Below are 25,065 nucleotides of genomic sequence, written 5' to 3'. Positions count from 1 at the left end.
CGCCCCAACTACGATTCAAGGAGAATCAGGTGGATACATCGCTTTTCGTTCAAACAGTCATCGCGTCTGTAATCTCAGGCGGTATCGTTGCTTGGCTGTTCGCCAGCCCCGCGAGCAGAGAGAGTGCGGCAATGCAGATACGGAAGATTCGGTCATTCGGCTTCAAAGCAGCCGTATTGGTCATGGTGGCATTCGTAATGGCTAGAAGTGCATATGGTTTTGCAACCTTTGCAACGTCGGTTGGGCCAGTGAGCAGAATTGAAGTGATCGAACTCTTTGTATATTTCATGAATTTCTTCGTGTTCCTTGGCGCCGGAACTCTGTTCGCTGCTATTTGGCGAGCGACAGTGCTTAAGGAAAGAGCCGAAAAAGCCGAACCCTCCGAGAACTGAAAAAATCACCTCCGCCCCCCATAAACGCAAAAACCCGGCGCAATGGCCGGGTTCAGTGTGGTGGTGTGTCCCGCTGCTTGCGGTCGCACCTATCGAAGATGGGTACTTTTTACAGGTGGATTCCGGTGGCAGCAAGGGAGTTTTAATGCCATAGCGCAATACGGGTGCAATACAGGTATGACGCAGGTGCAACGCAGGGATAACGCATTCATTCGGCTATCGCTTCTAGTGCCCTGTCTTACTTGTCCCACTATTCTAGATCGGAGTAGGACAGCTACAGGCGCCTAAATACGGGGTTCTGCCCTACTGTCCTACCTTTATTTCTTTTCTCTTGTGTATAGAGAGAAAGTTAAAAGCACGCGTACGCGCCATGGGCGCGACTACGTGCCCGCTATGCTCATGTGTGCGTGGGGAGGGTGAAGGTTGGACAGTAGGACGGCCCAGCAACGGCGCGGCCTGCGCCTGTCCAACTGCGCCAAATGACAGTCGGACAAAGCAGGACAGTAGGACAGAGGCACGCGGAGTGATGCCGAGGATCATGCAGCCTTCCCCATCAGCATGCCGGCAATGTGCAGGTGTGCCTCATGGAGCCGCTGATAATAGGTATCCCGGCTGCATCCGCAGTGGGTGTACTTCTGCGACAGGAAGCTTTCGTGGTTGCAGTAGTGCTCACGCACGACTACCGACAGCTGCGGCGGCAAGTGCTTGTTGACGATCAACTCTATGTCGGCCGACTCATCCAGCAGCACCCGACTACCCCGTGTGCCGCGTATCAACTCACCTTTGCACTCCATCAGCATGGCGATCATATTGCCGCCACTCGGCCCGCCAGCGCCGTCCGGCACAGGCGAATGCAGATCCTGCGCCCAGAGTTTGAGCATCTCATCGATTCGCTTAATCAAAGCAAGGCTCCTCGATCACCGCCTGCTGCAACGCAGACGCACGCCCCCAGCCCGCAGGCTTTTCATAGGCCCATGGCCGCACACCGCTTTTTGGCAGAGCAGGCATACGCCGCTTGCGCCAGCCCAGCCGGTGCATGATCGCCCCGACCCGCATCTGCTCGGGCTTGCCCCAATGTCCGAAGTCCAGCTTCAGCGCCTGGGTCAGGATCTCGTTGCCGGTGGCGGTCTCCCCGATCTGGGATTCTTCCATCCAGGCCAGGATCGGCCCTTCCCATTCATCCACCACAAAGCGCTCGTCTTGAGCCTCGGCGAACATCTTGGACTCGTCCTTGTTCACCCACCAGATATCGCCCGCTTCAAAGCAGAACAGCGCCTCGGCCCATAGCTGATCGCGGATCTCGCGCAGTTGCTCCAGATCGACCTTGTTGCAGAACACCGGCCAGTAACGACGGTTACCCGTGGCGTCCTTGAGGTACTCCTCTTGGTTGGTGGTGCCCACGAAAACACACTGGCGTGGCACGTCATTCGTTCTGCGGCCATAGCTCTCTCGGTAGGTGTCGGTGGACGCGGAAAAGAACTGTTTAGCCTTGGTGCTTTCCGCCTTGTTGAAGCTGTCCAGCTCGCCCAGCTCGACAATCCATTTGCCGCGAATCGCCTGGAAGCTGTCCTTATCACCGAGGGCAAAGGGCGTGTCCATGAACCACTCGCCGCCGAGGACGCCCATGGCCGTGGACTTACCGGCGCCCTGCCCGCCTTCGAGAATCATCACAGAGTCGGCCTTGCAGCCCGGACGCATCACACGGGCAACAGCCGAGATAAGCCAGCGCTTACCAACCTTGGCCGAGTACTCACTGGCTTGAACGCCCAACACGTCGGTCAGCCAGGTTTCAATGCGTGGCATGCGATCCCACTCCAGCTTCTCCAGGTACTCACGCACCGGGTGGAAGGCATGGTCGTGGGCAACCACGCTGACCGCCTCAATCACATGGGAAGCTTTGACCCGCAGGTTGTATTGCTGCGCGAGCCACTTCATCACTCGCATGTCGTCAATGTCGGCCCAGTCGCCGGCACCGCCGCCGAAAGGCGCAGACCGCAGCTTGACGATCTTGGAGCTGAACACGCTGTAGCCGATGACACCGGCCCAACGTTCGTCATTGCCCAGGATCAGCTCAACGTTTTGCATGTGCGCAATCAAAGAGCCGTTTTCGGTGCGGGCTAGTTGGTCCTTCCAGCCACCCGCTGCGGGAGGCTTGACCACCGCAAGCACCTGGCGGCGCACAGACTCCAACCCCTCGGCTACGTGCAGGTCGTTGAAGTCGGTCCACTTGATCTCGCGCTCGCCGGAGAACATAGGGGCGACGACTTGACCGCCGACAACCAGCGCGGCGTTGTTGGCCTTCTCTTCGCCTGGGTTCCAAGGGTCACCGTTGGGGCGCTTGGTTTTCCAGTCGTCATCGCGACATATGATCAGCGGGCAGCCGGGAAAACGCTCGCGCATTGCCTTGGAGACAGGCAGCAGGTTGCCCGCGTCGAAGGCGATGGCGACAGTGAGCGAAGTCGCCATGTGCAGGCTTGCGCCTGTGGCGTAGCCCTCACACACCAGCACCGGTTCGCCGGGCTCGGGGTGGGGACCGATCAGGTGGAAAGCGCCCTCTTTTGACATACCGTGCGGCCAGTACTGTTTATCCCGACCGGTGTCTTCTTGCTTGACCGGGAAGATCACCTGCAGGCCGACGATCTGGTCACGGACGTTGCACATGGGCACCAAAAATGCGCCAGAACGTGGCGCATAGCGAACCTTGAAGCCAACGATCTGCTTTCGATCCAGATAGGCGCTCTTGCCCTTTTCGGGCATGCGCTTGAACAGGCCGGCAGCACGGTTGGCCGCTCGGCGTGATGCGTTGGCCGCGATCTCGGCAGCCTTACGCTTGGCATCTTCCTGGCGAGCGCGCATGACTTCGCGCTCTTCAGGACTCATGCGTCCGGGCTTGACCTTGATCTTTTGGGTATCGCCAGAACGCCAGTCGCCGAAGCTGCCGAAGATCAGCGCCTCGTTTTTTTCGGTACGGTGTTCATGGATGACGTACCAGCCGTTTTTTTCCTTGCCTTTGTCCTGGGTGGTTTTGCAGCGGGTGAGCTTGCCGAATACCAAGGGTTGAGCGGGCTCAAGACCATAGTCCGCGAACTGATTGATCACATCATCGAGCATAACGGGAAGCCCTCTGATCATCGACGGTCTTGCACTCTATGCAGAGTGTGCAACCGGGCTGTGCCAAACGACGGGCCTCGGGGATGGGACCATCGCATTCGTCACAGAACATCAGCGAATGCTGAGCCGTGTTGGAAATCAGTGCCAAGCGTGCAGCGACGGCCTGATCAATGCGCTCTTGCACCAGGTCATTTGCGAAGTCAGCGATATCAGCCACGTTCCACCCCACAAGTCGTCTGGTTGACGTAGCGGGCGCGGTTGTACATGCCCAGCAACCCCTGAATGCCACGAAACACCAACTGGCGTATCTCAGCCAGCTCACGGTCATCGACCTTGCCGTCGCCAATGTGCTTGGCCCAGGTTTCGGACAAATCGGCGACCTGCCGGAAAAACATGGCGATACCCGTGGTCAGGGTCTCAGGCATGTCATTGGTGTACGCCTCAGCCAGTTCCTGCCAGATCGTATCGCCGACAAGGGCGTGCACCGCATCGAGAATGCGGCGGTCCTTGGTCAGTTCGAGGATCTCGCCGAACTCCTGGATGTTGACGGTGTGCGAGGGATGGGTGGGAGACAACTTGTGCTGCAGCGTGGTGGCATTGCGGCCGGTGGTGGCGGCGATTGCTGCGGCACCGCCGGGATAGTCCCGTGCGGCGTGGTACAGGGCTAATTCAAGCGTCAGTACTTCCTTTTGCGCTCGATCAACACAGCTTAAAGCTACTCGGCTCATGGCATTAATCCTACTAAGTTGCCAGTGCCCCGCGACGTGTAGTGGTGATACATTTGCCGCGTGGCTTGAAAGGGCCCAAACGCCGGCTAGATCTAGGGATCGAAACCGGCACCGTGCCGAGGCGAACAATCCGTTGCTCACCTCTGGCGCAACAGCTGCCTAATCTGTGGTGGAAAAGGCAGCAACCCAAGACATCCGTGTCTTGGCAGCGCGATAAAGGGAGGTGGTTTGCATGTGGTGTGCCCTCCTACCTTCGTCGCGACCCGACAGCACTGTGGTGGTGTGTGCCGGGAGGAACTGGGCGGCCCCTTGGGTCGCCTTTTTTCTATCTACGCTGCAGCCTTGGACCTTGAATTCGTCTAAGTAATGCCGAAGTGCTCCAGCACCTCAGCAAGCGATACGTTCCCTTCACTTTCTCTGGTTAAAGACTTTATCAATGAGACGCTAGGGTCTTTACTTGCATATTTGACATGGAGTCGCAGATAGCTCGTTGCAATCCGGCACCGTCGCGCATATGCAGTTAATGACTCAGCATCTAGATGGCTAATGTAGTCGCGTAGCTTCACTTGGTTTACCTCCTAGAAACCAAATTAACCCATGAGGTTACTTTTTTCAACACCAAAATGGATATTCACCTTAAAGGTGAACATAGCCAGAATCAGCACATGAAAATTTCAGATACCCGCCTACAAAATTTCCGAAGAGTCATTGCTGAGAAAAAACTCCGCCTGACTGACATTGCTGAGCGTTTAGATAAAGCTCCTGCGCAGGTGAGCGCGTTTGGAGGTAAAAACCCCACGAAAGGCATCGGAGATCAGATAGCTCGTGAGATTGAAAAGGCCCTAAACCTTCATAATGGCTATCTCGACATGCCCTACGGCCTCGATGAACTCAATCGCACCACAGTGCTAAGCCACACAGGCCGCAAATTGCCGGTCATAGGCTCAATTGCCGCTGGGGCATGGTGTGAAGCACAAGGTAATTTCGATCCGCGTGACGCAGAAGAGTGGATTGATGCTCCTGGCCCTGTTGGTCCACGGGCTTTCATCCTTCGTGTGGAGGGGGTAAGTATGGAGCCGAAATTTCTTGAAGGGGACAAGATCGTTATTGACCCATCGCTTGAAGCTTTGCCCGGTCATTTCGTAGCAGCTAAAAGAACGAGAGATGATGCTGCGACTCTTAAGCAGCTGAAACAGGAAGGAAATGAGCAGTACCTATACGCTCTAAACCCTGATTGGCCGGAGCGCATAATTCGAATGACTGAAGAGTGGACTATTTGTGGCCGTGCTCGCTGGAAAATATCTGACCTTTGAGTTCCTTTAACTCTTTTTCTACGACACCATGATGAAATGGAATTCCATGATTATAAAAGAATTAAAGCTACGATTTGGAAGAACTCCAGGTTCACCTGGCGAGTCCATCGAGGTCACACCCGTCGTCATTTTTGTAGGACCTAACAACTCTGGAAAAAGCAACGCCCTAAACGAAATACATAAGTTCTGTACTTTAGGAGAAGCCGACACCAAAAATATACTCAACACAATAACATTTACATCTCCAAGTCCAGCTCAATCCTTGGAGTTGATCGCAACCGTAACAACTTCACTCAGCGAATCTGAAAAAGCTCACATTCCAAAAGTAGTAAAACTAAAGGGCGGCACTTTATTTGACTACAACGTCTTTTTGGAAAAAACCAATGCCCCTAACGAAATAAACAACCGACCATTTTACTGCAATGTGATTGTCGCCCCGACAACAAAACTGCTAAATGGTCAAAATAGAACAACGATATGCAACCCTCAGCAGATATTCGACCTTCTAACACCGTCCTCTAATAGCTTTCAAATACTATTTACAAACGATGCCAAAAGAGAGGATGTTAGAAGAATAATTCATGATGCATTTAAAAGATACTTTGTGCTGGATCCAACGATGGTTGGATCACTCCGAATTAGGTTGTCACCCACTGCACCTGACTCTCACGCAACAGAACGTGGGCTGCACGATGCGTCCTTAGAATTTCATAAGCAAGCTCAGCTCATTGATACCGCAAGTGACGGCATTAAAGCCTTTACAGGCATAATTGTAGAATTGATCGCAGGGGATCCAAAGGTACTCATAATCGACGAACCAGAGGCTTTTCTGCACCCCCCGCTTGCGTCTAAGTTAGGATTAGAAGTAGCCCGCGCAGCAGAAACTAGCAAAAAAAATGTTTTTGTTTCGACCCATAGCCCAGCTTTTCTAATGGGTTGCGTTCAATCAGGAACTCCAATCACAATCATTAGACTAACGTACCGAGAAAATATACCTACAGCAAGAGTATTACCCAGCCACGAAATATTAGAATTAATGCGCAACCCTCTACTCAGGTCCTCCGGAGTTCTAAGCGGCCTATTTTATGAATTTGTAGTTATCACCGAATCAGACGCTGATCGTGCCTATTACCAAGAGATAAACGAAAGGCTCCTCCAATACAAGCCGGAATGGGGAATTCCAAACTGCTTGTTCATACAAGCTCAAAACAAACAAACCATTCCGACAATAATGGCCCCGCTAAGAAAGTTGGGAATTCCCGCCGCGGGCATCGTTGACATTGATGCTATCAAAGATGGCGGAAAAACCTGGACTAATTTGCTTACCAGCGCTGGCGTTCCGGAAGGAATACATAATGGATTGGCCGGAACACGGCAAACTGTTAAAAGCTATTTCGAGAAATCCGGCAAAAATATGAAAATCGATGGCGGCATTGAAATATTAAAAGGGCAGGAATTACAAACCGCAAAAGATTTAATTGAACAAATGAATTCGTACGGAGTGTTTATCGTACCAAATGGGGAGCTAGAGTCATGGATGAAAGACCTTGACGTACGCGGACACGGACCGTCGTGGCTAATCAGCATGTTTGAGAAAATCGGAGAGGATCCGAATAGCCAGCACTACATGAAGCCCAGTGATGACGACGTTTGGCTATTCATGAGGGGCATCAGACATTGGCTTAATGAGCCAACGCGCAAAGGAATCCCAGGCTAAAAATAACCCAAAAGGTTATTCTGCCCTGGACTTATTAACCTCAAAGGTTATTATTGCCTCACTCTCACACCACAGAGCGAGGCAATTCCATGCACACCACAGCCACACTGCACGTCCACCCGGCCGCTGCTAATCCCCTCCGCATCTTCGAGATCCGCCGCCTGGCGCAAGATTGCGGGTGCACCTTCATCGCATCCAAACCCAAGCTAAAACAGCGCACCGCGCCCGCACCGTTCGATCCGAATGGCGGAGGGCACGCAGCATGAGCAAGTTCAAACTCGACAACCGCACCCTTGCCCTACTGCATGCCCAAGTCAACCTCAGCGAGACTTTCAACCACACGTTGCGCACCACACCACGGCGTGATGTGCTGGCTTTCCGCCTGAAAGTTGAACGTAGCAAAGCGGACACCCACTTCACCGTTGAGCTGGGCAGCGAACGCCACACGCTGACCCTGACCAACAGCAAAAAAATGCACCTCAAACTGGCCGACTTCATCGAAGAAATTGCCAATGGCCCGGCCGATCCCACCGCACTGCCTGATTCACTGCCGGCTCTCCACGCAAACCGTCGCTATGGCGCGTTTGATGTGGAACACAAGCAGCAAGTGTTCGAGCTTGTGCGCACCGGCGGGTCGATCAGTCTCGACCTGGGATTCGAGCTGCCCATCTACTTGGCGATTCACCGCAACAAAACCCGCTCTGGTATCACCACCATCATGGGCATCGGCGTGAAGTCGCCGCGCACCAAGTGCTTCACCGTGTACGGGACCGACGTGGAGCTGTACGGCATGGTCGTGGCATCCATCAACAACTTGGCCGCAGCAGCTACACCTGCCGCGCATGCAGCGTAGGAGGCCGTGATGGAACGTAGCCTGGAAAAAGCCGCCAAGTACTTCAGCATCACCCGCCCCAAGCTGATCGCGCTCATGCGTGAAAAGGGCTTACTCAACGACCGCAACCTGCCGGCCTTCCCCGTCCGTGACCGTGAGTACCTGCGGATCAAGAACGGCAACTGGTACCACGAGACGGCCGGAATGCAATACAGCCAGTCGACGAAGGTCCGGCAAGCCGGCATGCCCTGGCTGGCAAGTCAGCTAGGCCTCGAACTGCCAGCCATCCCGGCAGACAACCGTGACGTGGCCTAGGGAGTACGCCCGCCAGATCGTCGCCATGCACACACGCGAGGAGCGCAATGCCGCGCTCCTCGAAGTGCCGGAGCATCTGCGGGAGCTGACCAAACGCCACTGCCTAAATGCCTGGAATCACCCCTCACGACTCAAACGCAAGGAGGCCGCTGCCCATGAGCAACAACAGTCAAACACCGCTACGGCTGCAACCCGCGCCGGATAGCGCAACCGTCGAGATGCTGCACCAACTATTCGGCGACGTGCTTATCCCCCTGGAAAAGCTGCGCGTGCATTACTTCAAGAACCTCAACGAAAAGACTTTTACTGAGGCTATCAACAGCGGCCGTATTCAGCTGCCGGTGACCACCCTGGATCACAGCGTCAAAGCGTTGAGGTATGCCCACATCAAGCATGTCGCGGCACTGATTGATATCCGCGCTTACAGGGCGGATGAGGACATGCCGCGACCACAAACTGATTCAACCGAGCCAGAGCAGTAACACCAACGGCTGCCACCACCAGCCAACAAAACCACCAGGAGCACACCACATGACCGTAATTCAAATCTGCGCACTGATCACCATCGTTATCGCGCTCGCGATCCTTTATTGGATCGGCTACAGAGGCGGCTTAATGGATGGTCTGGCACAGGGCTATGACGAGGGCCACGCACAAGGGTTCGTTGAAGGGATGGACGAGGGGGAGTCAGCGGGCTCTACCGCACTCGAGCAGATCTCCGAGCGTAGTCGGCGCCTGCAGCTGATATTGGACCATCAGCCACTGGATCGCCTCACCCTGTTAGCCATTGCCGAAAAGCTCAAGCTAGCGGCCGACACCTTCCGAGCGGTGAGATCTCACAGCCAGGCTACTCAAGCACTTGCCTTACGTGACAAGGCACTGAACATGGCTGCCCAGCTGGACCCATTCGAGTTAGGAGACGCAGCATGAACTGGATCCTAACCCATTCAGGCAAACACTTTGACCTGCTCGAACCCGACGCCGACATGGTCGACCCACGGGATATCTCGCACGCACTGGCGCACCTGTGCCGCTTCAACGGTCACACCCGCGAGTTCTACAGCGTGGCCCAGCACAGCTGCATCGTCGCCGAGCTAGTGCCGGAAGAATACAAGCTCTCGGCCTTACTTCATGACGCACCCGAGGCGTACCTGGGCGACATGACGCGACCACTCAAGCAATGGATCAGCGTCTATGAGCACTTCGAGGACTGTATCTGGTGGCGCATCTGTGATCGCTTCGGCATAGCACCAGAACTCCCCGCCTGCGTCCACAAGGCCAACCTGATAGCGCTAGCTACCGAACGCCGCGACCTCATGCCATCCAATCCGGCTATCTGGGATTGTTTGGTCGGCATCGAACCCATGGTTGAAACCATCCGACCATGGTCTGCCGCAGAAGCCCGCAACACCTACCACCAGCGCCTGATTGACCAACTTGCTATCGAACACCGGAGGAAAGCGGCATGAAGAACCAACAGAAAAACACCAGTGCCCAGTCCGCTTTGCTCCGTACTGCAAATGGGGGCGACACGCTAGAAACAAACAGTCTCTGCTGCGCAGCAGCAGGCATTATTGCTCCTCCCAGCGCCACTGCCGAGGCACTTATACCCCACGAAAAGCTGCGCGGGGCAGCGCCCATTGATGCAACGCTAACCGCTCCAGCACGCCCGCTCGCGCAGCCTGCCTTGGGGTATAACCCCCATCTCCCCGCCAAAACCATCGAAGCCGAAATCCTGTCAGACGAAGAACTGGCCGACCTTACTGGCTATAAACAGCGGGCCCACCAGCGGAGATGGCTCAAAGAACGCAGTTGGGTGTTCATCGAGAGCCGTGGCGGCCGACCTTTAGTTGGCCGCATGTACGCTCGCATGAAATTCGGCATGATCAATCCAGTACTAGTCGGCCAAAGCCCTCCATTGACGCGACCAGTTTGGACACCAGACTTCTCTAGAGTTAACTGAAATGCGACCTCGAAACACTGAGAACAGGGACTTGCCGCCTGGAATGGTGCGGCGCAAGCGTCCCCGCAAGAACGGCAAAGTGTGGGTCGGTTATTACTACAGGGATGCGACTGGCAAGGAAATCCCGCTTGGAGGGGACCTTAACAAGGCTCGATTGAAGTGGGCAGAACTTGAGGCCAAGGAAAAGCCAGCAGACCTGACGATCATGAAGGGCATCTTTGATCGGTACGTCCGCGACGTCATACCGAAAAAGGGCGAGCGTACCCAGAAAGACAATTTGGCCGAACTAAAACAGCTGAGACCCACATTCGACGGCGCCCCCATCGACTCCATCACTCCGGCCAATATCGCAGGATATCGTGATGCACGTACAGCCAAGGTTAGGGCCAACCGGGAAATCGCCCTTCTTTCTCACGTGTTTAATATGGCACGCGAATGGGGACTTACCGAGCGGGAGAATCCATGCCAAGGCGTCAGGAAGAATAAGGAGGTGCCACGCGACTATTATGCCAATGCAGTAGTTTGGGATGCAGTTTATGGGACCGCAGGACCGGAGTTAAGGGAAGCAATGGATCTGGCTTATCTGACAGGCCAGCGGCCAGCTGACGTGATCGTAATGCGTAGCGACGACGCCGATGGCGATTACTTCCTGGTCACCCAAGGTAAAACAGGACAAAAGCTCAGAATCTTGATGCGAACGGAAGCCGGGGAAAACAGCCTTGGGAAATTAGTTCGAGAGATAACAGAAAGAAACGCTCACCACTCATCCAAATACCTGCTGATCAACAAGTACGGAAAGAGGATGACGAAGGGCATGTTGCGCTTACGATGGGACAAGGCAAGGGAACAGGCACAGCAGAACGCACTGGATCAGGGGGACTCAATGCTCGCAACAAAAATTGGAGGGTTTCAGTTTCGTGACATTCGGCCCAAGGCCGCATCGGAAATTGTCGATATTGGCGACGCAAGTCTACTGCTGGGACATAGTAAGCAGGAGATTACCAAGCGGGTTTACAGGCGGATCGGCGCTACCGCTAAACCCTCCAAATAGGCAAAGTTTCGGAACGCCTACCCGAAAGTTTCGGAACCCCTCTCAGAAACTGCCTCTGCCTATCCAAACCCCGAAAACGCAAAAGCCCCGCAATCGCGGGGCTTTTGTGTAAATCTTGGCGGGAAACCAGGGATTCGAACCCTGGAGACGCTATTAACGTCCGCCGGTTTTCAAGACCGGTGCATTCAACCACTCTGCCAATTTCCCTTGTGCATCACAGGATTATAGTAGCTCATCCCGTGTCAGCGGGCGCCATAATACCCGAATGAAACACACTGTCAAACTCTCTGCATCGCTTGTTACAGAGCGTCTGTTATGATCTTTGCGACTGAACGTTTCAAAACTGAAGGAGTGTCGCCATGCGCGAACAGAATTACGCAGTGAATGGCAACGCGCAGGCTGAGCAGCTTGAAGTCAGCCGCGTGTTGCGCAATACGTACGGCTTGCTCGCCTTGACGCTCGCATTCAGCGGCGTGATGGCGTATGTGGCCCAACAGATGCGCGTTGGTTATCCGAATATCTTTGTCGTGCTGATCGGCTTCTATGGTCTGTTCTTCCTGACCAACAAGCTGCGCGATTCGGCCTGGGGCCTGGTGTCGGCGTTTGCCTTGACCGGTTTCATGGGCTTTATCCTCGGCCCGATCCTCAACCGTTACCTCGGCATGGCCGGCGGTGCGGAAGTGGTCAGTTCGGCGTTTGCCATGACGGCGCTGGTATTTGGTGGCCTGTCGGCCTACGTGCTGATCAGCCGTAAGGACATGAGCTTCCTGGGTGGCTTCATCACCGCAGGCTTCTTCGTGTTGCTGGCGGCGGTGGTGGCCAGCATGTTCTTCCAGATCAGCGGCCTGCAACTGGCGATCAGCGCAGGTTTTGTGCTGTTTTCCTCGGTGTGCATCCTGTTCCAGACCAGCGCCATCATCCACGGTGGTGAGCGTAACTACATCATGGCCACCATCAGCCTGTATGTATCGATCTACAACCTGTTTATCAGCCTGTTGCAGATCTTCGGCATCATGAGCCGCGACGACTGATCAACCAGCGCAATAAAAAATGCCCCGTATCGCAAGATACGGGGCATTTTCATTTCCAGGCCTGAAAGATCAGTACTGGTTGGGTTCCATCTCCAGCTCAACCTTGAAACGCTTGAAGATATCCTGCTGGATACGTAGCGCCAGGTTGGCAATCTCGCGCCCTGTGGCTGCGCCGTAGTTGACCAGCACCAGCGCCTGCATCTTGTGTACCCCCGCATCGCCGTCTCGAAAGCCCTTCCACCCTGCCTTGTCGATCAGCCAGCCGGCGGCGAGTTTCATTTGCCCGTCGGCCTGAGGGTATGCGACCAAGTCCGGGTATTGGCTTTGCAGTTCGGCAGCGAGGGCCTGGGACACCAGTGGGTTCTTGAAGAAGCTGCCGGCATTGCCCAACTCTGCCGGGTCCGGCAGTTTCTCGCGGCGAATGCTGCAAATCGCCCGGCTCACATCGCTTGGTGTAGCGTGGGTGATGCCCTGCGCGGTCAGGCGCTGTTGCACCGGGCCGTAGTCGAGTTTCAGGTGATTGGTGCGGCTGAGGGCAAAGCGTACCCGCAGGATCAACCACCGCCCGACTTCATGCTTGAACAGGCTGTCACGGTAAGCAAAGTTGCATTCGTCCAGGCTGAAATCCCGCAGTTCGCCTGTCTGGCGATCCAGGGCGGTGAGGCCGGCGAAGACATCCTTGATCTCCACGCCATAGGCCCCGATGTTCTGCATGGGTGCGGCGCCGACGGTGCCGGGGATCAGGCTGAGGTTTTCCAGGCCGCAGAAGCCGTGTTCAAGGGTCCACAAAACGAACGGGTGCCAGGCTTCGCCCGCTTCTGCTTCGACCAGCACGTGCACGCCATCGTCGTGCAGCACGCGAATGCCTTCTGTTGCCATGCGCAACACCAACGCCGGGACATCCTGGGTCAATAGCAAATTGCTGCCGCCACCGATCACCAGCAACGGTACCGCGTGTGCAGCGGCATAGGCGATGGCTTCGCGAACCTCGGCATCGCTGTGGGCCTCGGCAAATAATTGAGCGCGCACATCAATGCCAAAGCTGTTGAATGGCTTGAGCGATACCTGCGCAAGCACTTGCAAGGTCATAACCGCCCCTTCAATTCGATCACCAATAAATCACAGGCGCGCTCGATCAGGTCCAGGACCCGCTCGAAACCTTGTTCACCTTCGTAGTAAGGGTCTGGCACTTCATCCACTTCGCCGTCAAAGCGGCGCAGGAACAAATCCAGTTCCGCCTTGCCCTGCCCCGGCTGCATGGCCTTGAGGTTGCGCAGGTTGCTGTGATCCATGGCCAGGATCAGGTCATAGCGCGCAAAGTCGGCGCGGCTAACCTGCTGGGCACGCTGGGACGACAGGTCGTAACCACGCCCCAGTGCCGCACGCTGGCTGCGCTGATCCGGCGGGTTGCCGATATGCCATTCACCGGTGCCGGCAGACGCTACCTCGATCTGGCCGGCCAAGCCCGCCTCGCGCAATTTATGGCGCAGGACGCCTTCAGCGGTTGGCGAGCGGCAGATATTGCCCAGGCATACAAACAGAACTTCCATCAGGCGCCCAGCAGGCGACGGACGCGTTCGAGATCTTCCTGAGTGTCGACACCCGCCGGCGGCGCTTCCAACGCATCGCCCACATGGATGCGCACGCCGTGCCACAGGGCACGCAGTTGTTCGAGGGATTCGGTGTTTTCCAGCCAGCACGGGCCCCAGCTGACAAAATCATGCAGGAAACCCGCGCGGTAGGCGTAGATGCCGATATGGCGGCGATACGGCACGCCTTCCGGCAACACGTCGCGACTCCTGGCAAAGGCATCCCGCGCCCACGGCAAGGTAGAGCGACTGAAGGTCAGTGCCAGGCCGTTGATGTCGCTGACCACTTTCACCACGTTCGGGTTGAACAGCGTCTCGATGTCTTCGATCGGTTCGGCCAGGGTCGCCATACGCGCCTCGCCATGGGCCGCGAGGTTGGCGGCGACCTGGTCGATGACACCCGGCGGTATCAATGGCTCGTCACCTTGCACGTTGACCACGATGGCGTCGGGCGCCAGGCCAAGCTTGGTCGCCACCTCGGCCAGACGATCAGTGCCGGAGTTATGGTCTTCGCGGGTCAGGACGGCTTCGGCACCGAACCCTTTGCACGCCTCGATGATACGCGGGTCATCGGTGGCCACCACTACCCGCTCGGCGCTGCTCTTGCACGCTTGTTCCCACACCAGCTGGATCATCGGCTTGGTGCCGATCATTTGCAGCGGTTTGCCCGGCAGGCGCGTCGAGGCATAGCGCGAGGGAATGACGACGGTAAAGGCGGTGGTCATTTATCCAGGCGCTCATCGGTGGTCAGGGTACGGGCTTCGCTTTCAAGCATCACCGGGATGCCATCACGTATCGGGTAAGCCAGGCCGGCACCTTTGCTGATCAGCTCGGTTTTGTCGGCGCTGAGCTTGAGCGGGCCTTTGCAGATCGGGCAAGCGAGGATGTCGAGCAGTTTGGTGTCCATGAGTGATTCCTGGAAAGAAGCGTTAAGGCAATAGACGGTTGGGCAGCAGACGCATCAGCTGCGTGTCGAACCAGGCAACAAACGCCGGCGACGGCACCGCATCCACCGCAAGGTACCACCAGTCGGGTTGGGCAAAGGCGCGGCACTTCACCGCGTCCTTTTCGGTCATGACCAGCGGCAATGACGGGGTAAAATTCAAGACCTCGGCGCTGTAGGGCGCGTGATCGGCAAAAGCATGGGGCAGCGGCTGCCAGTGTAGCGTTTCAAGGGTATTGAAGAAACGTTGCGGATTGCCGATACCGGCGACCGCATGCACCTGTTGGCCCGGCGCAAAGTGCGTGACGGGCTGGCGCTCGCCGCTGTGCAGGTTGACCAGCGCGGTGGGCTGCAGCCGGAAGGCAAAACCATCCTTACGGTCCGAACCGGCACCGTTATAGAGCAACGCATCCACACTTTGCAGGCGCTCCACCGGCTCGCGCAACGGCCCGGCCGGCAGGCAGCGACGATTGCCGAGGCCACGGGCAGCGTCGATCAGCACCAGTTCGAGATCGCGGGCCAGGCGGTAATGCTGCAGGCCGTCGTCGGAGAGGATCAGGTCCAGGGGTTCACTGGCCAAGAGGGCCTTTACCGCGCGGCTGCGATCGGGGTCGATCATCAGCGCTACGCCGCTGCGCTGCACGATCAGCAAGGGCTCGTCGCCGGCCACCTCGGCACTGTGGCTGGCCTCGACCCGCCACGGCAACTGCGGCGGCTTGGCACCGTAGCCACGGCTGACCACGCCCACGCGCAAACCGCTACGACGGCAATGCTCGATCAACCACAGGATCAGCGGCGTCTTGCCGGTGCCTCCCACGGTGATATTGCCGACCACCACCACCGGCACCGGCGATTGATAAATCTCGCCCTCACCTGCCACGAAGCGCGCACGCTTGCGTTGCACCACCCGGCGATACAGTGACTCCAGCGGCCGCAACAGCACCAATGCCGGATGGCCCTCGTACCAGGCCTTGAGCAAACGATCGGAAATGGCCATCAGGGCGGGCTCGCCGCCTCGACGGTGGTCATGCGCAAATGGCTGAAGCCGAGCTTGCCGGCCGCGTCCATGGCGGTGATCACCGCTTGGTGCTGGGTCTTGCCATCAGCACTGATCGACAGCGGTAGCTGGGTGTCGCCACCGGACTCTTTCTGCAAGGCCTCCATCAGGCTGGCGAGGTCGTTTTTCTGCAGCAATTGGTTATTCACTGAAAATACGCCGTCTGCGCTGATGGCGATATCCAGTTGCTTGACCTGCTGGTCTTCGGCAGGTGAACCGCTCACCGCCTCCGGCAAGTCGACACGCAGCTGGGTTTCCCGGGTGAAGGTGGTGGTCACGACAAAGAACAGCAGCAGGATGAACACCACGTCGATCAATGACGCGAGGTTGATATCGACATTTTCCCGTTGCTTGCGGCGAAATTTCACGCTTTGCCCTCGACCAGATCTACGTCACGATCGCCCTGCACCACTTCCACCAGCTTGATGGCCTCCTGTTCCATGCCAACCACCAGTTCGTCGATGCGACGCTGCAGGAAGCGGTGGAAGAACACCGAAGGAATCCCCACCATCAGGCCGGCGGCGGTGGTGATCAATGCCTTGGAAATCCCCCCGGCCAATACTGCCGCGTTGGTGGTCATGCCCGAGCCCATGAACGAGCTGAAGATATCGATCATGCCCAGTACCGTGCCGAGCAAACCGAGCAGCGGTGCCATGGCGGCAATGGTGCCGAGGGCATTGATGTAGCGCTCCAGTTCATGGATAACCCGGGCAGCCGCTTCTTCGATGCACTCTTTCATGATCTCGCGACCATGCTTGGAGTTGGCCAGGCCGGCAGCGAGGATTTCACCCAGCGGCGAATTGGCGCGCAGTTCCTTGAGTTTTTGCTTGTCGAGCTGTTTGTTCTTGATCCAGCTCCAGACCTGCCCCAGCAGGTGTTCAGGGGTCACGCGACTGGCGCGCAGGGTCCACAGGCGTTCGGCGACGATGCCGAGTGCGGCGATGGAGCTCAGAATGATCGGCAACATCATCCAGCCGCCGGATTTGACCAATTCCCACACAGTGAATGTCCCCTCGAAAAAGTGCGCCACTTTACCATATAGGTTCGGCAGCGGGGTTCGTCGGCAACAGGCCCGCCTGTCGTGCCCCTGAGTCTTTGGTAACGCTGGGTTACGGTAACGGTTCGCGCCAGAAACGACGTTGACTGCGCGCAACCGTTGGTGGCGTGAATGCCCCCAGGCGCAGCCGTACAGCGCCTTGCTCGGCACTGTCATATACCCGGCTACCCAGCGCCTGATAGCGCTCCAGCACCTGCGGATGCGGATGGCCGAACGCGTTGCCGCGCCCCCGGGAAATCAGCACCGCGGTTGGCGCCAGCCGCTGCAGGAAAGGCCAGGACGAAGAACTGCGGCTGCCATGGTGCGGGGCTTGCAGCCAGTCGGTCGGAACCGCCAGCGGCGAGGCCAGAAATGCTTGCTCGGCGGCGCGATCGATATCACCGGTGAGCAGCAAGCGTTCACCGTTGGCCTGGACCTGCAATACACAGGATTTCGGATTGCCCTCGATAGCACCAGGCCATTGCCACAGTTCGAATGCCACGCCGTCCCACTCCCAATGTTCACCGCTCCTGCAGGGTTGCGTAGCAAGAAACGCTGGCAGCCCTTCGGTTTCACCGCCTACCACACGCTTGATGGGCAGGCCACGGGCCACCGCCGCGGCACCGCCGGCATGATCGGCATCGGCATGACTGAGCAGCATCATGTCCAACTGCCCTACCCCGAGCTTCTGCAACGACGGCAAGACCACGCGCGCGCCCAGATCGGCAGGCCCCGAGCGCGGCCCGGCATCGTAGAGCAAGGTGTGATGGCGGGTACGCAGGATCAGTGCCTGGCCCTGGCCGACATCCAGTTGCAACACCTCCACCTGGCCATGGGGCACCCCATCCCTGGGTGGAAACACTGCCACCAACAGCATGGGCCAACCCAGCACTCGGAATGGCAGCCCCTTGGGCAACAACACAATCACTGCGCCCGCCAGGCTCACCAGCCAATACCTCAAAGGTACCTCAGCCGGTACCCAGGCCGGCAGTTGTGCAGCGAGCAGCGCCAGGCCCTTGAACAATCCGTCCAGTGCGCCACCGGCCAGCCACAACACGCCCTCGCCGACCAACGGCACCCACAGCAGCGCCGTGCCCAGCAGCGCCAAAGGCAGTACTACCAGGCTGATCCAGGGCACGGCGAACAGATTGGCCACTGGGGCGCTGAGGCTGATGGGCAACCCCAACACCAGCAGGACCGGAAACAAGCCAATTGCGATCAACCACTGTGGACGGGTCCAGATTTGCCAGACGCTCCACGGTCCCAGGCGCCCGCTGAATGCCAACACCAACACCGCGACCGCCGCAAACGACAACCAGAACCCCGGCTGTAGACTGGCCAAGGGCTCGATGAGCAACACGCCATTCAACGCCAGCAACAACGGCCACCACACCCCCAAATGGCGAAAACGCAAACGCCACAACAGCACCAGGCCCACCATCACACAAGCCCGCTGCACCGGCACGCCGGACCCTGCCAGCAGGCCATAGCCCAACGCCCCGGCAAACGCCAAGCCGCACGCCCATGGCAGCCATGGCCAGCCTCGCGGCCAGCAACCATAGCGCGCCAACATAGAGATCAAGCCGTAGATCAACCCCGCCAACAAACCAATGTGCTGTCCGGAAATCACCAGCAGATGCACCGTGCCGGTGTTCTGCAACACCTGCCAATCCTCAGGTGCAAGCCCGGAACCGTCGCCCAGCACCAACGCCGCCAGGCCCGCCTCGCGGCCGTGCGCTTCCACGGCCATCAGGCGCTGGCGAACGGCATCGCGCCAGGCATTGCGCGCCGGCGCCAGGCGCTCACCATCCTTCACCGTCGCGCTGGCGCCGATACGCTGGGCCAGCAGCCAGGCTTCGTGGTCAAAGCCATGAAAATTGAGCAGGCCGGCGGGCCGCTTGAGCGTCAGTGCCAGACGCCAGTACTCGCCGCTGTTTACGGTCGGCCCGCCGTGCCAGGACACCCGAATACGTTTGGGCAGCCGTGCATTGCGCGCCCGACTGTCGGCCAACTCGAATCGCACGCCCGTGCCGGTCTGCTGCGGCAAGCCGATGACACGCCCTTGTACCCAGCGCGTCTGCCCGTCCAGCGCCGGTTGCAATCGATCATCCAGCGCCCACTGTGCGCTGATGCAGGCCCAACTCAGGCCGACCAGAAGAAACGCCACAGGATAGGTACGAAAAGGCAGCAGCATCAAGGCCAGTATCAGCATAGCCAGCAACCCGGCGCCAGACGGCAATGCGGGTAACCAGCGCAATACCAGCAACCCCAGCGCCAGCGCGAACATCCCTGTTTTCATGAATCATCCTTTTCCAGTGATCCATTCAGTCTTAGCCGGCTGACCGAGAGCGCCTATGATGTTTTGTCACAAAGTCTGAATTTTCTGTTTATAGAATCCGGGCATACTTGCCCTTCAAATTGACCTGGACCCCTTATGCCCCGGCGCTTATTCAAACGGTACATGCCCGATCCCAGCAGCATCAGGGAACACAAGTCATTACAGTTTCTTGGCACCCTGCTGCATGATCCGAACCTCTGGCACCTGAACCGGCATTCGGTGGCTCGCGCCATGGCGGTGGGTTTATTCGCGGCGTTTATACCGATTCCGTTGCAGATGCTGCTTGCGGCGATCCTGGCGATCACCGTGCGCGGCAATATGCCGATAGCGGTCAGCCTGGTGTGGCTGACCAATCCGGTCACCATGCCGGTGGTATTCGTCTGTACCTACCTGACCGGCGCCTGGCTGATGAATGTGCCGCCACGCAGCCTACCTGACGATTTGACATGGGAATGGATCAGCGGCCAGTTGAGCACGCTCTGGCAACCGTTTCTGCTGGGTTCGGTGGTATTGGGGCTGGTGCTGGGGGCGCTGGCTTATTGCTTGACCATGGCCTACTGGCGCTGGTGGGTCGCGCACCAGTGGAAGAAACGCAAGCTGCGTCGCCGTTGACGGTTAACGGGCCGGCAAGCGTATATGCACGCGCAAACCCGGACCGCAGTTCTGCGCCCATAAGCGCCCGCCCTGACGCTGCACGGCGTTGCGGGCAATGCTCAAGCCCAGGCCGAACCCGCCATCGCCGGGCCGCGAGCCGTCCAACCGGGTAAAGGGCGCGAAGATAGTTTCCAAATCCTGCTCATCAATACCGCCGCCCTGGTCCTGTAGCCAGATATGCCAATAGTCTCCTTCGCGGCAGCCGTCGAGTAGCACGGTACCCTCGGCTGGCGAGTGGCGTATGGCGTTGCGCAGGATATTCTCCAGAGCCTGGGCCAGTGCATTCAGGTTGCCGCGCACCCAACTGTCCGGCGGTAATAAGCACGGCAAGCGCGACGCCGGCCAGTGGCTTTCGAAACAGGCGTTTTCCCGCAACATGTCCCACAGCGCCTGGAGCTGAATGTCTTCCTGGGGCAGCGGCGCTGTTTCACTGTCGAGCCAGGCCAGTTGCAGGCTGTCTTCCACCAGGCGCTGCATGGCGTCGATTTCCCGACCCAGGCGCTCACGCAGCCTGGCCGGGTCTTGCTCGCTGTCGCAAGCCACCCGCAGGCGACTCAAAGGCGTGCGCAATTCATGGGACATGTCGCGCAGCAACTGCTGTTGCAAGCGCACCGTACCCTGCAAGCGTTCAGACATATGGTCAAAGGCGCGCCCCAGCTCCCCGAGCTCATCCTGTCGACTGGTCGCATCCCGGGACATCCGCGTATTCAATTGATCCGCACGCCAGGCATTGGCCTGCTCGCGCAATTGATTGAGGGGCATGATCAGCAGCCGATAGAGGCCGATGCACAGCAACAAGGTAAACAGGCCCGGGATGACGCCATTGGTCACCACCCGCCAGAACAGTTGATAACGCCCCGGCATAAAGCGCTGCGGCAACTCGATCACCAGCGACCCCATCCCAGGATCAACCGGAAACGGCACCTTCATCCACGGCAAACCGATGACATGTCGGCTGACCGGCCAATCCAGCCCGCGCAAGAAGGTCAGGCGCTGGCTTTCCTTGTCGCTGAGCGGCTTGCTGCCCAGGGATTGCAAATCGTTGCCGATCACACCCACCCAGGTGGTTTCACGCTTGGCCATCAGTTGCAACCAGGCATCCACGCCGGCGCGGCCTTGTGTACTCCACGCCAGTTCGGCACCTGCAGCGTAACCGCTGAGGATCTCCCGCGACTTGTCGGACAGGTAAGCACTCTGCTGCTCCATGTAGCGGCCCCACGACCAACTGAGCCAAATCATCAGCAAACAGAAGGCGATCAACAGGCAGGCCAGCTTCCAGAACAATGAGTGTTTGCCAGGCAGCCGCTCAAAGCCCTTCATCATGACCGCTCAGCACATAGCCCTTGCCCCACACTGTACGCACTTCACGCTCGGCGTAGCCGATGGCCTTGAGTTTGCGGCGAATCTGACTGACGTGCATGTCGAGGCTGCGGTCATGGGGTGCATAACCGCGCTGCAGCACGTGTTGATACAGGAAGGCTTTGCTGAGCACTTCTTCAACATTGCGCTGCAGGGTTTCCAGCAGCCGGTATTCGCTGCGCGTCAACCCGGCCCAGTGTTGCTGGCAGGCCACATCACAGCGCTCATCGTCAAACTGCAACACCCGGGCATCCTCACGCATCACCGGGCGCGGCGGCTCGGGTCGGCGATCCAGGGCCACGCGGCGCAGGATGGCTTCAATGCGCACACGCAGCTCTACCATGCTGAACGGTTTGGGCAGGTAGTCGTCCGCCCCCAGGCGAAAACCGCTGATGCGATCGGCTTCAGCGCCCAGGGCCGACATCAGGATCACCGGCATGGCATGGCTCTTGCGCAAATGGGTGAGGATCGACAAGCCGTCGAGCCCCGGCAGCAGGATGTCCATCAACACCAGGTCGAACGCCTGCTCGCAAGCCATTTGCAGGCCCTGCTGGCCGTTGCGGCACCACGTCACCTGAAAACCACTGCGGCCAAGTTGCTCATGCACGTAGGCACCCAGCACAGGGTCATCTTCGATGGTCAGGATTGTGGGTAGGCCAACTGCTGCGGGAGTCATTAGCGTCTGCAAGTCATTCTCAATCACTGATTATTCAAGATTAAACGTTCACAGGCAATCGCCACCCGGCGCCGAATGGCCCGAAGATTGCCGCATGTCATTAATTTGCAAGATTCCAGGCCGTGCAAATGGCTACACTGCGCAGGTGGCGCGGGCCGGATGCCTGTGTGGATAATGGATAACAACGTGGTAGCAGGAGAGTGGCGTGCTTAGAAGAATGGGGATAAAAGGCCGCGTACTGTTGCTGACCTTATTACCGACCAGCCTGATGGCTCTGTTGTTGGGAGGCTATTTCACCTGGATGCAACTTTCGGAGTTGCAGAGCCAGTTGCTGCAGCGCGGCGAAATGATTGCCGAGCAATTGGCGCCATTGGTAGCGCCGGCCCTGGGCCACAAGAACGCCGAGCTGCTGGAGCGCATCGCCACCCAGTCCCTGGAGCAACCGGACGTGCGCGCCGTGTCGTTCCTGGCGCCAGACCGTTCGTCCCTGGCCCACGCCGGCCCGACCATGCTCAACCCACCACCCACCGGCAACAGTTCGCGCCTGTTGCAGCGCACCGGCAACGATGCCACCCGCTATCTGCTGCCGGTATTCGGCCGTCATCGCAACCTCGCCGGCGACGTGATCCCGGATGAGGCAGACCGCCTGCTGGGCTGGGTCGAAGTAGAGCTGTCCCACAATGGCATGTTGCTGCGCGGCTACCGCAGCCTGTTCGCCAGCCTGTTGTTGATCGCCATCGGCCTGATGTTCACCGCAGCGCTCGCCCTGCGGATCAGCCGCACCATCAATTCGCCGATTGGCCAGATCAAGCAAGCCGTGGCCCAGCTCAAGGACGGCAACCTGGAAACACGCCTGCCGCCCCTGGGCAGCCAGGAACTGGACCAGCTCGCATCGGGCATCAACCGCATGGCCGAAACCCTGCAAAACGCCCAGGAAGAACTGCAACACAGCATCGACCAGGCCACCGAGGACGTACGCCAGAACCTGGAGACCATCGAGATCCAGAACATCGAGCTGGACCTGGCGCGCAAGGAGGCCCTGGAGGCCAGTCGCATCAAGTCCGAGTTCCTGGCCAATATGAGCCATGAGATCCGCACGCCGCTCAACGGCATCCTCGGTTTTACTCATCTGCTGCAAAAAAGCGAGCTGTCGCCGCGCCAGCTGGATTACCTGGGCACTATTGAAAAATCCGCCGATAACCTGCTGGGTATCATCAACGAAATCCTCGATTTCTCGAAGATCGAGGCCGGCAAGCTGGTGCTCGACAGCGTGCCCTTCAACCTGCGAGACTTGCTGCAAGACACCCTGACCATCCTCGCCCCCGCCGCCCATGCCAAGCAGCTTGAACTGGTGAGCCTGGTGTACCGCGATACGCCGCTGGCGTTGGTGGGCGACCCGCTGCGGCTCAAGCAGATCCTGACCAACCTGATCAGCAACGCGATCAAGTTCACCCGCGAAGGCACCATCGTCGCCCGGGCGATGGTCGAGGACGAACAGGAGGACAGCGTGCAATTGCGCATCAGCGTGCAAGACACCGGCATAGGCCTGTCCAACCAGGATGTGCGCGCGCTGTTCCAGGCGTTCAGCCAGGCCGACAACTCGCTGTCGCGCCAACCTGGCGGCACCGGCCTGGGCCTGGTGATTTCCAAGCGTTTGATCGAGCAGATGGGCGGTGAAATCGGCGTCGACAGCACGCCGGGTGAAGGCTCGGAATTCTGGATCAGCCTGAACCTGCCCAAGACCCGCGACGACGTCGAAGACCTGCCCGCCCCGCCGCTGCTGGGTCGCCGCGTGGCCGTACTGGAAAACCACGAGCTGGCGCGCCAGGCCCTGCAACACCAACTGGAAGACTGCGGCCTGGAAGTCACACCCTTCAATACCCTGGAAAGCCTGACCAACGGCATCACCAGTGCGCACCAGACCGAGCAGGCCATCAGCCTGGCGGTGCTCGGCGTGACGGCCAATGACATTCCGCCCGAGCGTCTCAACCAGCACTTGTGGGACCTTGAACACCTGGGTTGCAAAGTGCTGGTGCTGTGCCCGACCACCGAACAGATGCTGTTCAACCAATCGGTACCCAACCCCAACAGCCAATTGCAGGCCAAGCCGGCCTGTACACGCAAGCTGCGCCGCTCCCTGGCCGACCTGATCAGCCCCCGCCCTTCACGCAGCGAGCCGGGTGAGCCGCTGTCCAGCCGTGCGCCGCGTGTGCTGTGCGTGGACGACAACCCGGCGAACCTGTTGCTGGTACAAACCCTGCTGGAAGACATGGGCGCCAAGGTGCAGGCGGTGGAGAGCGGTTACGCGGCCATTGATGCGGTGAAGCAGGAAACCTTCGATCTGGTATTGATGGATGTACAAATGCCCGGCATGGACGGCCGCCAAAGCACTGAGGCGATCCGCCAGTGGGAAAGCGAGCGCCACGGCACGCCGCTGCCGGTGGTGGCCCTCACGGCACACGCCATGGCCAATGAAAAACGCGCCCTGCTGCAGAGCGGCATGGACGACTACCTGACCAAGCCCATCAGCGAGCGGCAACTGGCCCAGGTGGTGTTGAAGTGGACCGGCTTGGCCCTGCGTAACCAGGGCCCGGAACGCGTCAACGACGGCCCGGCTCAAGGTGTGCAACTGCTGGTGCTCGACCACGAGGAGGGCCTGCGCCTGGCCGCCAACAAGGCCGACCTCGCCGCCGACATGCTCGCCATGCTGCTGGCCTCCCTGGAAGCCGACCGCCTGGCGATTACCGTCGCCCGCGAAGCCAATGACAATCACGCCCTGATCGAACGCGTGCACCGTTTGCACGGCGCCACGCGCTACTGTGGCGTGCCGCAACTGCGCGCGGCGTGCCAACGCGCTGAAACCCTGCTCAAGCAGGACGATGCCAAGGCCATGGCCGCGCTGGATGAACTGGACATGGCGATTGCGCGGCTGGCCAGTGAAGCCAGAGTCAGCGCCTGAC

27 protein-coding genes and 1 tRNA gene are annotated in these 25,065 nt (G+C 58.5%); 13 read left to right on the top strand and 15 right to left on the bottom strand.

Annotation, left to right across the window (positions count from 1 at the left end; all coding sequences use genetic code 11):
• The first annotated feature begins 29 nt into the window (after positions 1-29).
• A complete protein-coding gene (locus E4P00_RS20000) occupies positions 30-392 on the top strand; it encodes a hypothetical protein (RefSeq protein ID WP_198848230.1) in 363 nt (120 codons plus the stop codon).
• 536 nt (positions 393-928) lie between these two features.
• On the opposite strand, the gene E4P00_RS19995 is transcribed toward E4P00_RS20000, so the two are convergent.
• Genes E4P00_RS19995 through E4P00_RS19980 form a run of 4 tightly spaced genes read right to left on the bottom strand, consistent with a single transcriptional unit; the run spans position 929 to position 4,231 of the window.
• The gene (locus E4P00_RS19995) at positions 929-1,294 is read right to left on the bottom strand and encodes a hypothetical protein (protein ID WP_065929216.1); all 366 of its coding nucleotides are present in this window, start codon (positions 1,292-1,294) and stop codon (positions 929-931) included.
• Complete coding sequence (locus E4P00_RS19990; RefSeq protein ID WP_248132631.1) at positions 1,287-3,503, bottom strand: VapE domain-containing protein; 2,217 nt, start codon at positions 3,501-3,503, stop codon at positions 1,287-1,289. The genes E4P00_RS19995 and E4P00_RS19990 overlap by 8 nt, the downstream gene beginning before the upstream one ends.
• Positions 3,493-3,720, bottom strand: coding sequence for a TraR/DksA family transcriptional regulator (locus tag E4P00_RS19985; RefSeq protein ID WP_073521651.1), 228 nt, complete (start codon positions 3,718-3,720; stop codon positions 3,493-3,495). Before E4P00_RS19985 ends, E4P00_RS19990 begins: the two co-directional genes overlap by 11 nt.
• Positions 3,713-4,231, bottom strand: coding sequence for a phage regulatory CII family protein (locus E4P00_RS19980; RefSeq protein WP_034127794.1), 519 nt, complete (start codon positions 4,229-4,231; stop codon positions 3,713-3,715). The genes E4P00_RS19985 and E4P00_RS19980 overlap by 8 nt, the downstream gene beginning before the upstream one ends.
• A gap of 566 nt (positions 4,232-4,797) precedes the next feature.
• On the opposite strand from E4P00_RS19980, the gene E4P00_RS19975 reads away from it, so the two are divergent.
• The 9 genes from E4P00_RS19975 to E4P00_RS19935 all read left to right on the top strand — a co-directional run bounded on the left by E4P00_RS19975 (position 4,798) and on the right by E4P00_RS19935 (position 11,422).
• The gene (locus tag E4P00_RS19975) at positions 4,798-5,544 is read left to right on the top strand and encodes a S24 family peptidase (protein ID WP_248132629.1); all 747 of its coding nucleotides are present in this window, start codon (positions 4,798-4,800) and stop codon (positions 5,542-5,544) included.
• A gap of 46 nt (positions 5,545-5,590) precedes the next feature.
• Positions 5,591-7,261: an AAA family ATPase gene (locus tag E4P00_RS19970; RefSeq protein WP_248132627.1), complete on the top strand. Its 1,671-nt coding sequence runs from the start codon at positions 5,591-5,593 to the stop codon at positions 7,259-7,261.
• Between the two features lie 262 nt (positions 7,262-7,523).
• Entirely contained in the window at positions 7,524-8,114 is a 591-nt protein-coding gene (locus E4P00_RS19965) for a hypothetical protein (RefSeq protein WP_248132625.1), read from the top strand.
• Between the two features lie 9 nt (positions 8,115-8,123).
• On the top strand, positions 8,124-8,408 hold the full coding sequence (locus E4P00_RS19960; protein WP_248132623.1) for a phage antirepressor KilAC domain-containing protein: 285 nt from the start codon (positions 8,124-8,126) through the stop codon (positions 8,406-8,408).
• A 155-nt stretch (positions 8,409-8,563) separates the two neighbouring features.
• Complete coding sequence (locus E4P00_RS19955) at positions 8,564-8,890, top strand: pyocin activator PrtN family protein (RefSeq protein WP_065929207.1); 327 nt, start codon at positions 8,564-8,566, stop codon at positions 8,888-8,890.
• A gap of 49 nt (positions 8,891-8,939) precedes the next feature.
• Positions 8,940-9,338 (top strand): hypothetical protein, encoded by a 399-nt coding sequence (locus E4P00_RS19950; RefSeq protein ID WP_248132621.1) that lies wholly within the window; start codon positions 8,940-8,942, stop codon positions 9,336-9,338.
• The gene (locus E4P00_RS19945) at positions 9,335-9,877 is read left to right on the top strand and encodes a phosphohydrolase (RefSeq protein WP_248132619.1); all 543 of its coding nucleotides are present in this window, start codon (positions 9,335-9,337) and stop codon (positions 9,875-9,877) included. The genes E4P00_RS19950 and E4P00_RS19945 overlap by 4 nt, the downstream gene beginning before the upstream one ends.
• Positions 9,878-10,128: 251 nt before the next feature.
• The gene (locus E4P00_RS19940) at positions 10,129-10,371 is read left to right on the top strand and encodes a DUF4224 domain-containing protein (protein WP_248132730.1); all 243 of its coding nucleotides are present in this window, start codon (positions 10,129-10,131) and stop codon (positions 10,369-10,371) included.
• A 1-nt stretch (position 10,372) separates the two neighbouring features.
• Positions 10,373-11,422 carry a tyrosine-type recombinase/integrase gene (locus E4P00_RS19935; RefSeq protein ID WP_248132617.1) on the top strand — a complete coding sequence of 350 codons (1,050 nt, stop codon included), beginning with the start codon at positions 10,373-10,375 and terminating at the stop codon, positions 11,420-11,422.
• Between the two features lie 116 nt (positions 11,423-11,538).
• Here E4P00_RS19935 and E4P00_RS19930 read toward each other — a convergent pair.
• Positions 11,539-11,629: transfer RNA gene (locus E4P00_RS19930), tRNA-Ser, on the bottom strand.
• A 152-nt stretch (positions 11,630-11,781) separates the two neighbouring features.
• On the opposite strand from E4P00_RS19930, the gene E4P00_RS19925 reads away from it, so the two are divergent.
• Positions 11,782-12,453: a Bax inhibitor-1/YccA family protein gene (locus E4P00_RS19925; RefSeq protein ID WP_003192030.1), complete on the top strand. Its 672-nt coding sequence runs from the start codon at positions 11,782-11,784 to the stop codon at positions 12,451-12,453.
• A 69-nt stretch (positions 12,454-12,522) separates the two neighbouring features.
• Here the strand turns inward: E4P00_RS19925 and murB are convergent, their stop codons facing one another.
• The 8 genes from murB to E4P00_RS19885 form a co-directional block, all read right to left on the bottom strand.
• Positions 12,523-13,542, bottom strand: coding sequence for a UDP-N-acetylmuramate dehydrogenase (gene murB, locus E4P00_RS19920; protein WP_228308571.1), 1,020 nt, complete (start codon positions 13,540-13,542; stop codon positions 12,523-12,525).
• Positions 13,539-14,003, bottom strand: a complete 465-nt coding sequence (locus tag E4P00_RS19915) for a low molecular weight protein-tyrosine-phosphatase (protein WP_078821648.1) — start codon at positions 14,001-14,003, stop codon at positions 13,539-13,541. The genes murB and E4P00_RS19915 overlap by 4 nt, the downstream gene beginning before the upstream one ends.
• Positions 14,003-14,767 (bottom strand): 3-deoxy-manno-octulosonate cytidylyltransferase, encoded by a 765-nt coding sequence (gene kdsB / locus E4P00_RS19910; RefSeq protein WP_032880648.1) that lies wholly within the window; start codon positions 14,765-14,767, stop codon positions 14,003-14,005. Before kdsB ends, E4P00_RS19915 begins: the two co-directional genes overlap by 1 nt.
• Positions 14,764-14,949 carry a Trm112 family protein gene (locus E4P00_RS19905; protein ID WP_003174668.1) on the bottom strand — a complete coding sequence of 62 codons (186 nt, stop codon included), beginning with the start codon at positions 14,947-14,949 and terminating at the stop codon, positions 14,764-14,766. Before E4P00_RS19905 ends, kdsB begins: the two co-directional genes overlap by 4 nt.
• A 22-nt stretch (positions 14,950-14,971) precedes the next feature.
• Positions 14,972-15,982, bottom strand: coding sequence for a tetraacyldisaccharide 4'-kinase (gene lpxK, locus E4P00_RS19900; protein WP_228308572.1), 1,011 nt, complete (start codon positions 15,980-15,982; stop codon positions 14,972-14,974).
• Positions 15,982-16,410, bottom strand: coding sequence for a biopolymer transporter ExbD (locus tag E4P00_RS19895; protein ID WP_032880645.1), 429 nt, complete (start codon positions 16,408-16,410; stop codon positions 15,982-15,984). The genes lpxK and E4P00_RS19895 overlap by 1 nt, the downstream gene beginning before the upstream one ends.
• The gene (locus tag E4P00_RS19890; protein ID WP_248132616.1) at positions 16,407-17,042 is read right to left on the bottom strand and encodes a MotA/TolQ/ExbB proton channel family protein; all 636 of its coding nucleotides are present in this window, start codon (positions 17,040-17,042) and stop codon (positions 16,407-16,409) included. Before E4P00_RS19890 ends, E4P00_RS19895 begins: the two co-directional genes overlap by 4 nt.
• Before the next feature lie 109 nt (positions 17,043-17,151).
• Positions 17,152-19,377: a DNA internalization-related competence protein ComEC/Rec2 gene (locus E4P00_RS19885; RefSeq protein ID WP_248132614.1), complete on the bottom strand. Its 2,226-nt coding sequence runs from the start codon at positions 19,375-19,377 to the stop codon at positions 17,152-17,154.
• 135 nt (positions 19,378-19,512) lie between these two features.
• Here E4P00_RS19885 and E4P00_RS19880 point away from each other — a divergent pair, with 135 nt between their 5' ends.
• On the top strand, positions 19,513-20,028 hold the full coding sequence (locus E4P00_RS19880; protein ID WP_005789057.1) for a DUF2062 domain-containing protein: 516 nt from the start codon (positions 19,513-19,515) through the stop codon (positions 20,026-20,028).
• A 3-nt stretch (positions 20,029-20,031) separates the two neighbouring features.
• On the opposite strand, the gene E4P00_RS19875 is transcribed toward E4P00_RS19880, so the two are convergent.
• Positions 20,032-21,390 carry a sensor histidine kinase gene (locus E4P00_RS19875; RefSeq protein WP_248132728.1) on the bottom strand — a complete coding sequence of 453 codons (1,359 nt, stop codon included), beginning with the start codon at positions 21,388-21,390 and terminating at the stop codon, positions 20,032-20,034.
• Positions 21,377-22,105 carry a response regulator transcription factor gene (locus E4P00_RS19870; protein ID WP_005789059.1) on the bottom strand — a complete coding sequence of 243 codons (729 nt, stop codon included), beginning with the start codon at positions 22,103-22,105 and terminating at the stop codon, positions 21,377-21,379. Before E4P00_RS19870 ends, E4P00_RS19875 begins: the two co-directional genes overlap by 14 nt.
• Positions 22,106-22,310: 205 nt before the next feature.
• Between E4P00_RS19870 and E4P00_RS19865 the strand changes: the two genes are divergently transcribed.
• Complete coding sequence (locus E4P00_RS19865) at positions 22,311-25,064, top strand: response regulator (protein WP_032880641.1); 2,754 nt, start codon at positions 22,311-22,313, stop codon at positions 25,062-25,064.
• The last annotated feature ends 1 nt before the right edge of the window (position 25,065 follow it).

This window comes from Pseudomonas sp. B329, assembly GCF_023127835.1.
GTDB lineage: Bacteria > Pseudomonadota > Gammaproteobacteria > Pseudomonadales > Pseudomonadaceae > Aquipseudomonas > Aquipseudomonas synxantha_A.
Note: the sequence above shows the minus strand (reverse complement) of the source record. Positions and strands in the feature narration are given on the sequence as shown.

Coding starts and splice junctions, on each gene's coding strand:
- E4P00_RS19990 (WP_248132631.1), bottom strand. CDS start 3,503: ATGCTCGATGATGTGATCAATCAGTTCGCGGACTATGGTCTTGAGCCC.
- E4P00_RS19950 (WP_248132621.1), top strand. CDS start 8,940: ATGACCGTAATTCAAATCTGCGCACTGATCACCATCGTTATCGCGCTC.
- E4P00_RS19905 (WP_003174668.1), bottom strand. CDS start 14,949: ATGGACACCAAACTGCTCGACATCCTCGCTTGCCCGATCTGCAAAGGC.
- E4P00_RS19945 (WP_248132619.1), top strand. CDS start 9,335: ATGAACTGGATCCTAACCCATTCAGGCAAACACTTTGACCTGCTCGAA.
- kdsB (WP_032880648.1), bottom strand. CDS start 14,767: ATGACCACCGCCTTTACCGTCGTCATTCCCTCGCGCTATGCCTCGACG.
- E4P00_RS19955 (WP_065929207.1), top strand. CDS start 8,564: ATGAGCAACAACAGTCAAACACCGCTACGGCTGCAACCCGCGCCGGAT.
- E4P00_RS19870 (WP_005789059.1), bottom strand. CDS start 22,105: ATGACTCCCGCAGCAGTTGGCCTACCCACAATCCTGACCATCGAAGAT.
- E4P00_RS19980 (WP_034127794.1), bottom strand. CDS start 4,231: ATGAGCCGAGTAGCTTTAAGCTGTGTTGATCGAGCGCAAAAGGAAGTA.
- lpxK (WP_228308572.1), bottom strand. CDS start 15,982: ATGGCCATTTCCGATCGTTTGCTCAAGGCCTGGTACGAGGGCCATCCG.
- E4P00_RS19875 (WP_248132728.1), bottom strand. CDS start 21,390: ATGAAGGGCTTTGAGCGGCTGCCTGGCAAACACTCATTGTTCTGGAAG.
- E4P00_RS19915 (WP_078821648.1), bottom strand. CDS start 14,003: ATGGAAGTTCTGTTTGTATGCCTGGGCAATATCTGCCGCTCGCCAACC.
- E4P00_RS19925 (WP_003192030.1), top strand. CDS start 11,782: ATGCGCGAACAGAATTACGCAGTGAATGGCAACGCGCAGGCTGAGCAG.
- E4P00_RS19970 (WP_248132627.1), top strand. CDS start 5,591: ATGATTATAAAAGAATTAAAGCTACGATTTGGAAGAACTCCAGGTTCA.
- E4P00_RS19965 (WP_248132625.1), top strand. CDS start 7,524: ATGAGCAAGTTCAAACTCGACAACCGCACCCTTGCCCTACTGCATGCC.
- E4P00_RS19885 (WP_248132614.1), bottom strand. CDS start 19,377: ATGAAAACAGGGATGTTCGCGCTGGCGCTGGGGTTGCTGGTATTGCGC.
- E4P00_RS19880 (WP_005789057.1), top strand. CDS start 19,513: ATGCCCCGGCGCTTATTCAAACGGTACATGCCCGATCCCAGCAGCATC.
- E4P00_RS19960 (WP_248132623.1), top strand. CDS start 8,124: ATGGAACGTAGCCTGGAAAAAGCCGCCAAGTACTTCAGCATCACCCGC.
- murB (WP_228308571.1), bottom strand. CDS start 13,542: ATGACCTTGCAAGTGCTTGCGCAGGTATCGCTCAAGCCATTCAACAGC.
- E4P00_RS19935 (WP_248132617.1), top strand. CDS start 10,373: ATGCGACCTCGAAACACTGAGAACAGGGACTTGCCGCCTGGAATGGTG.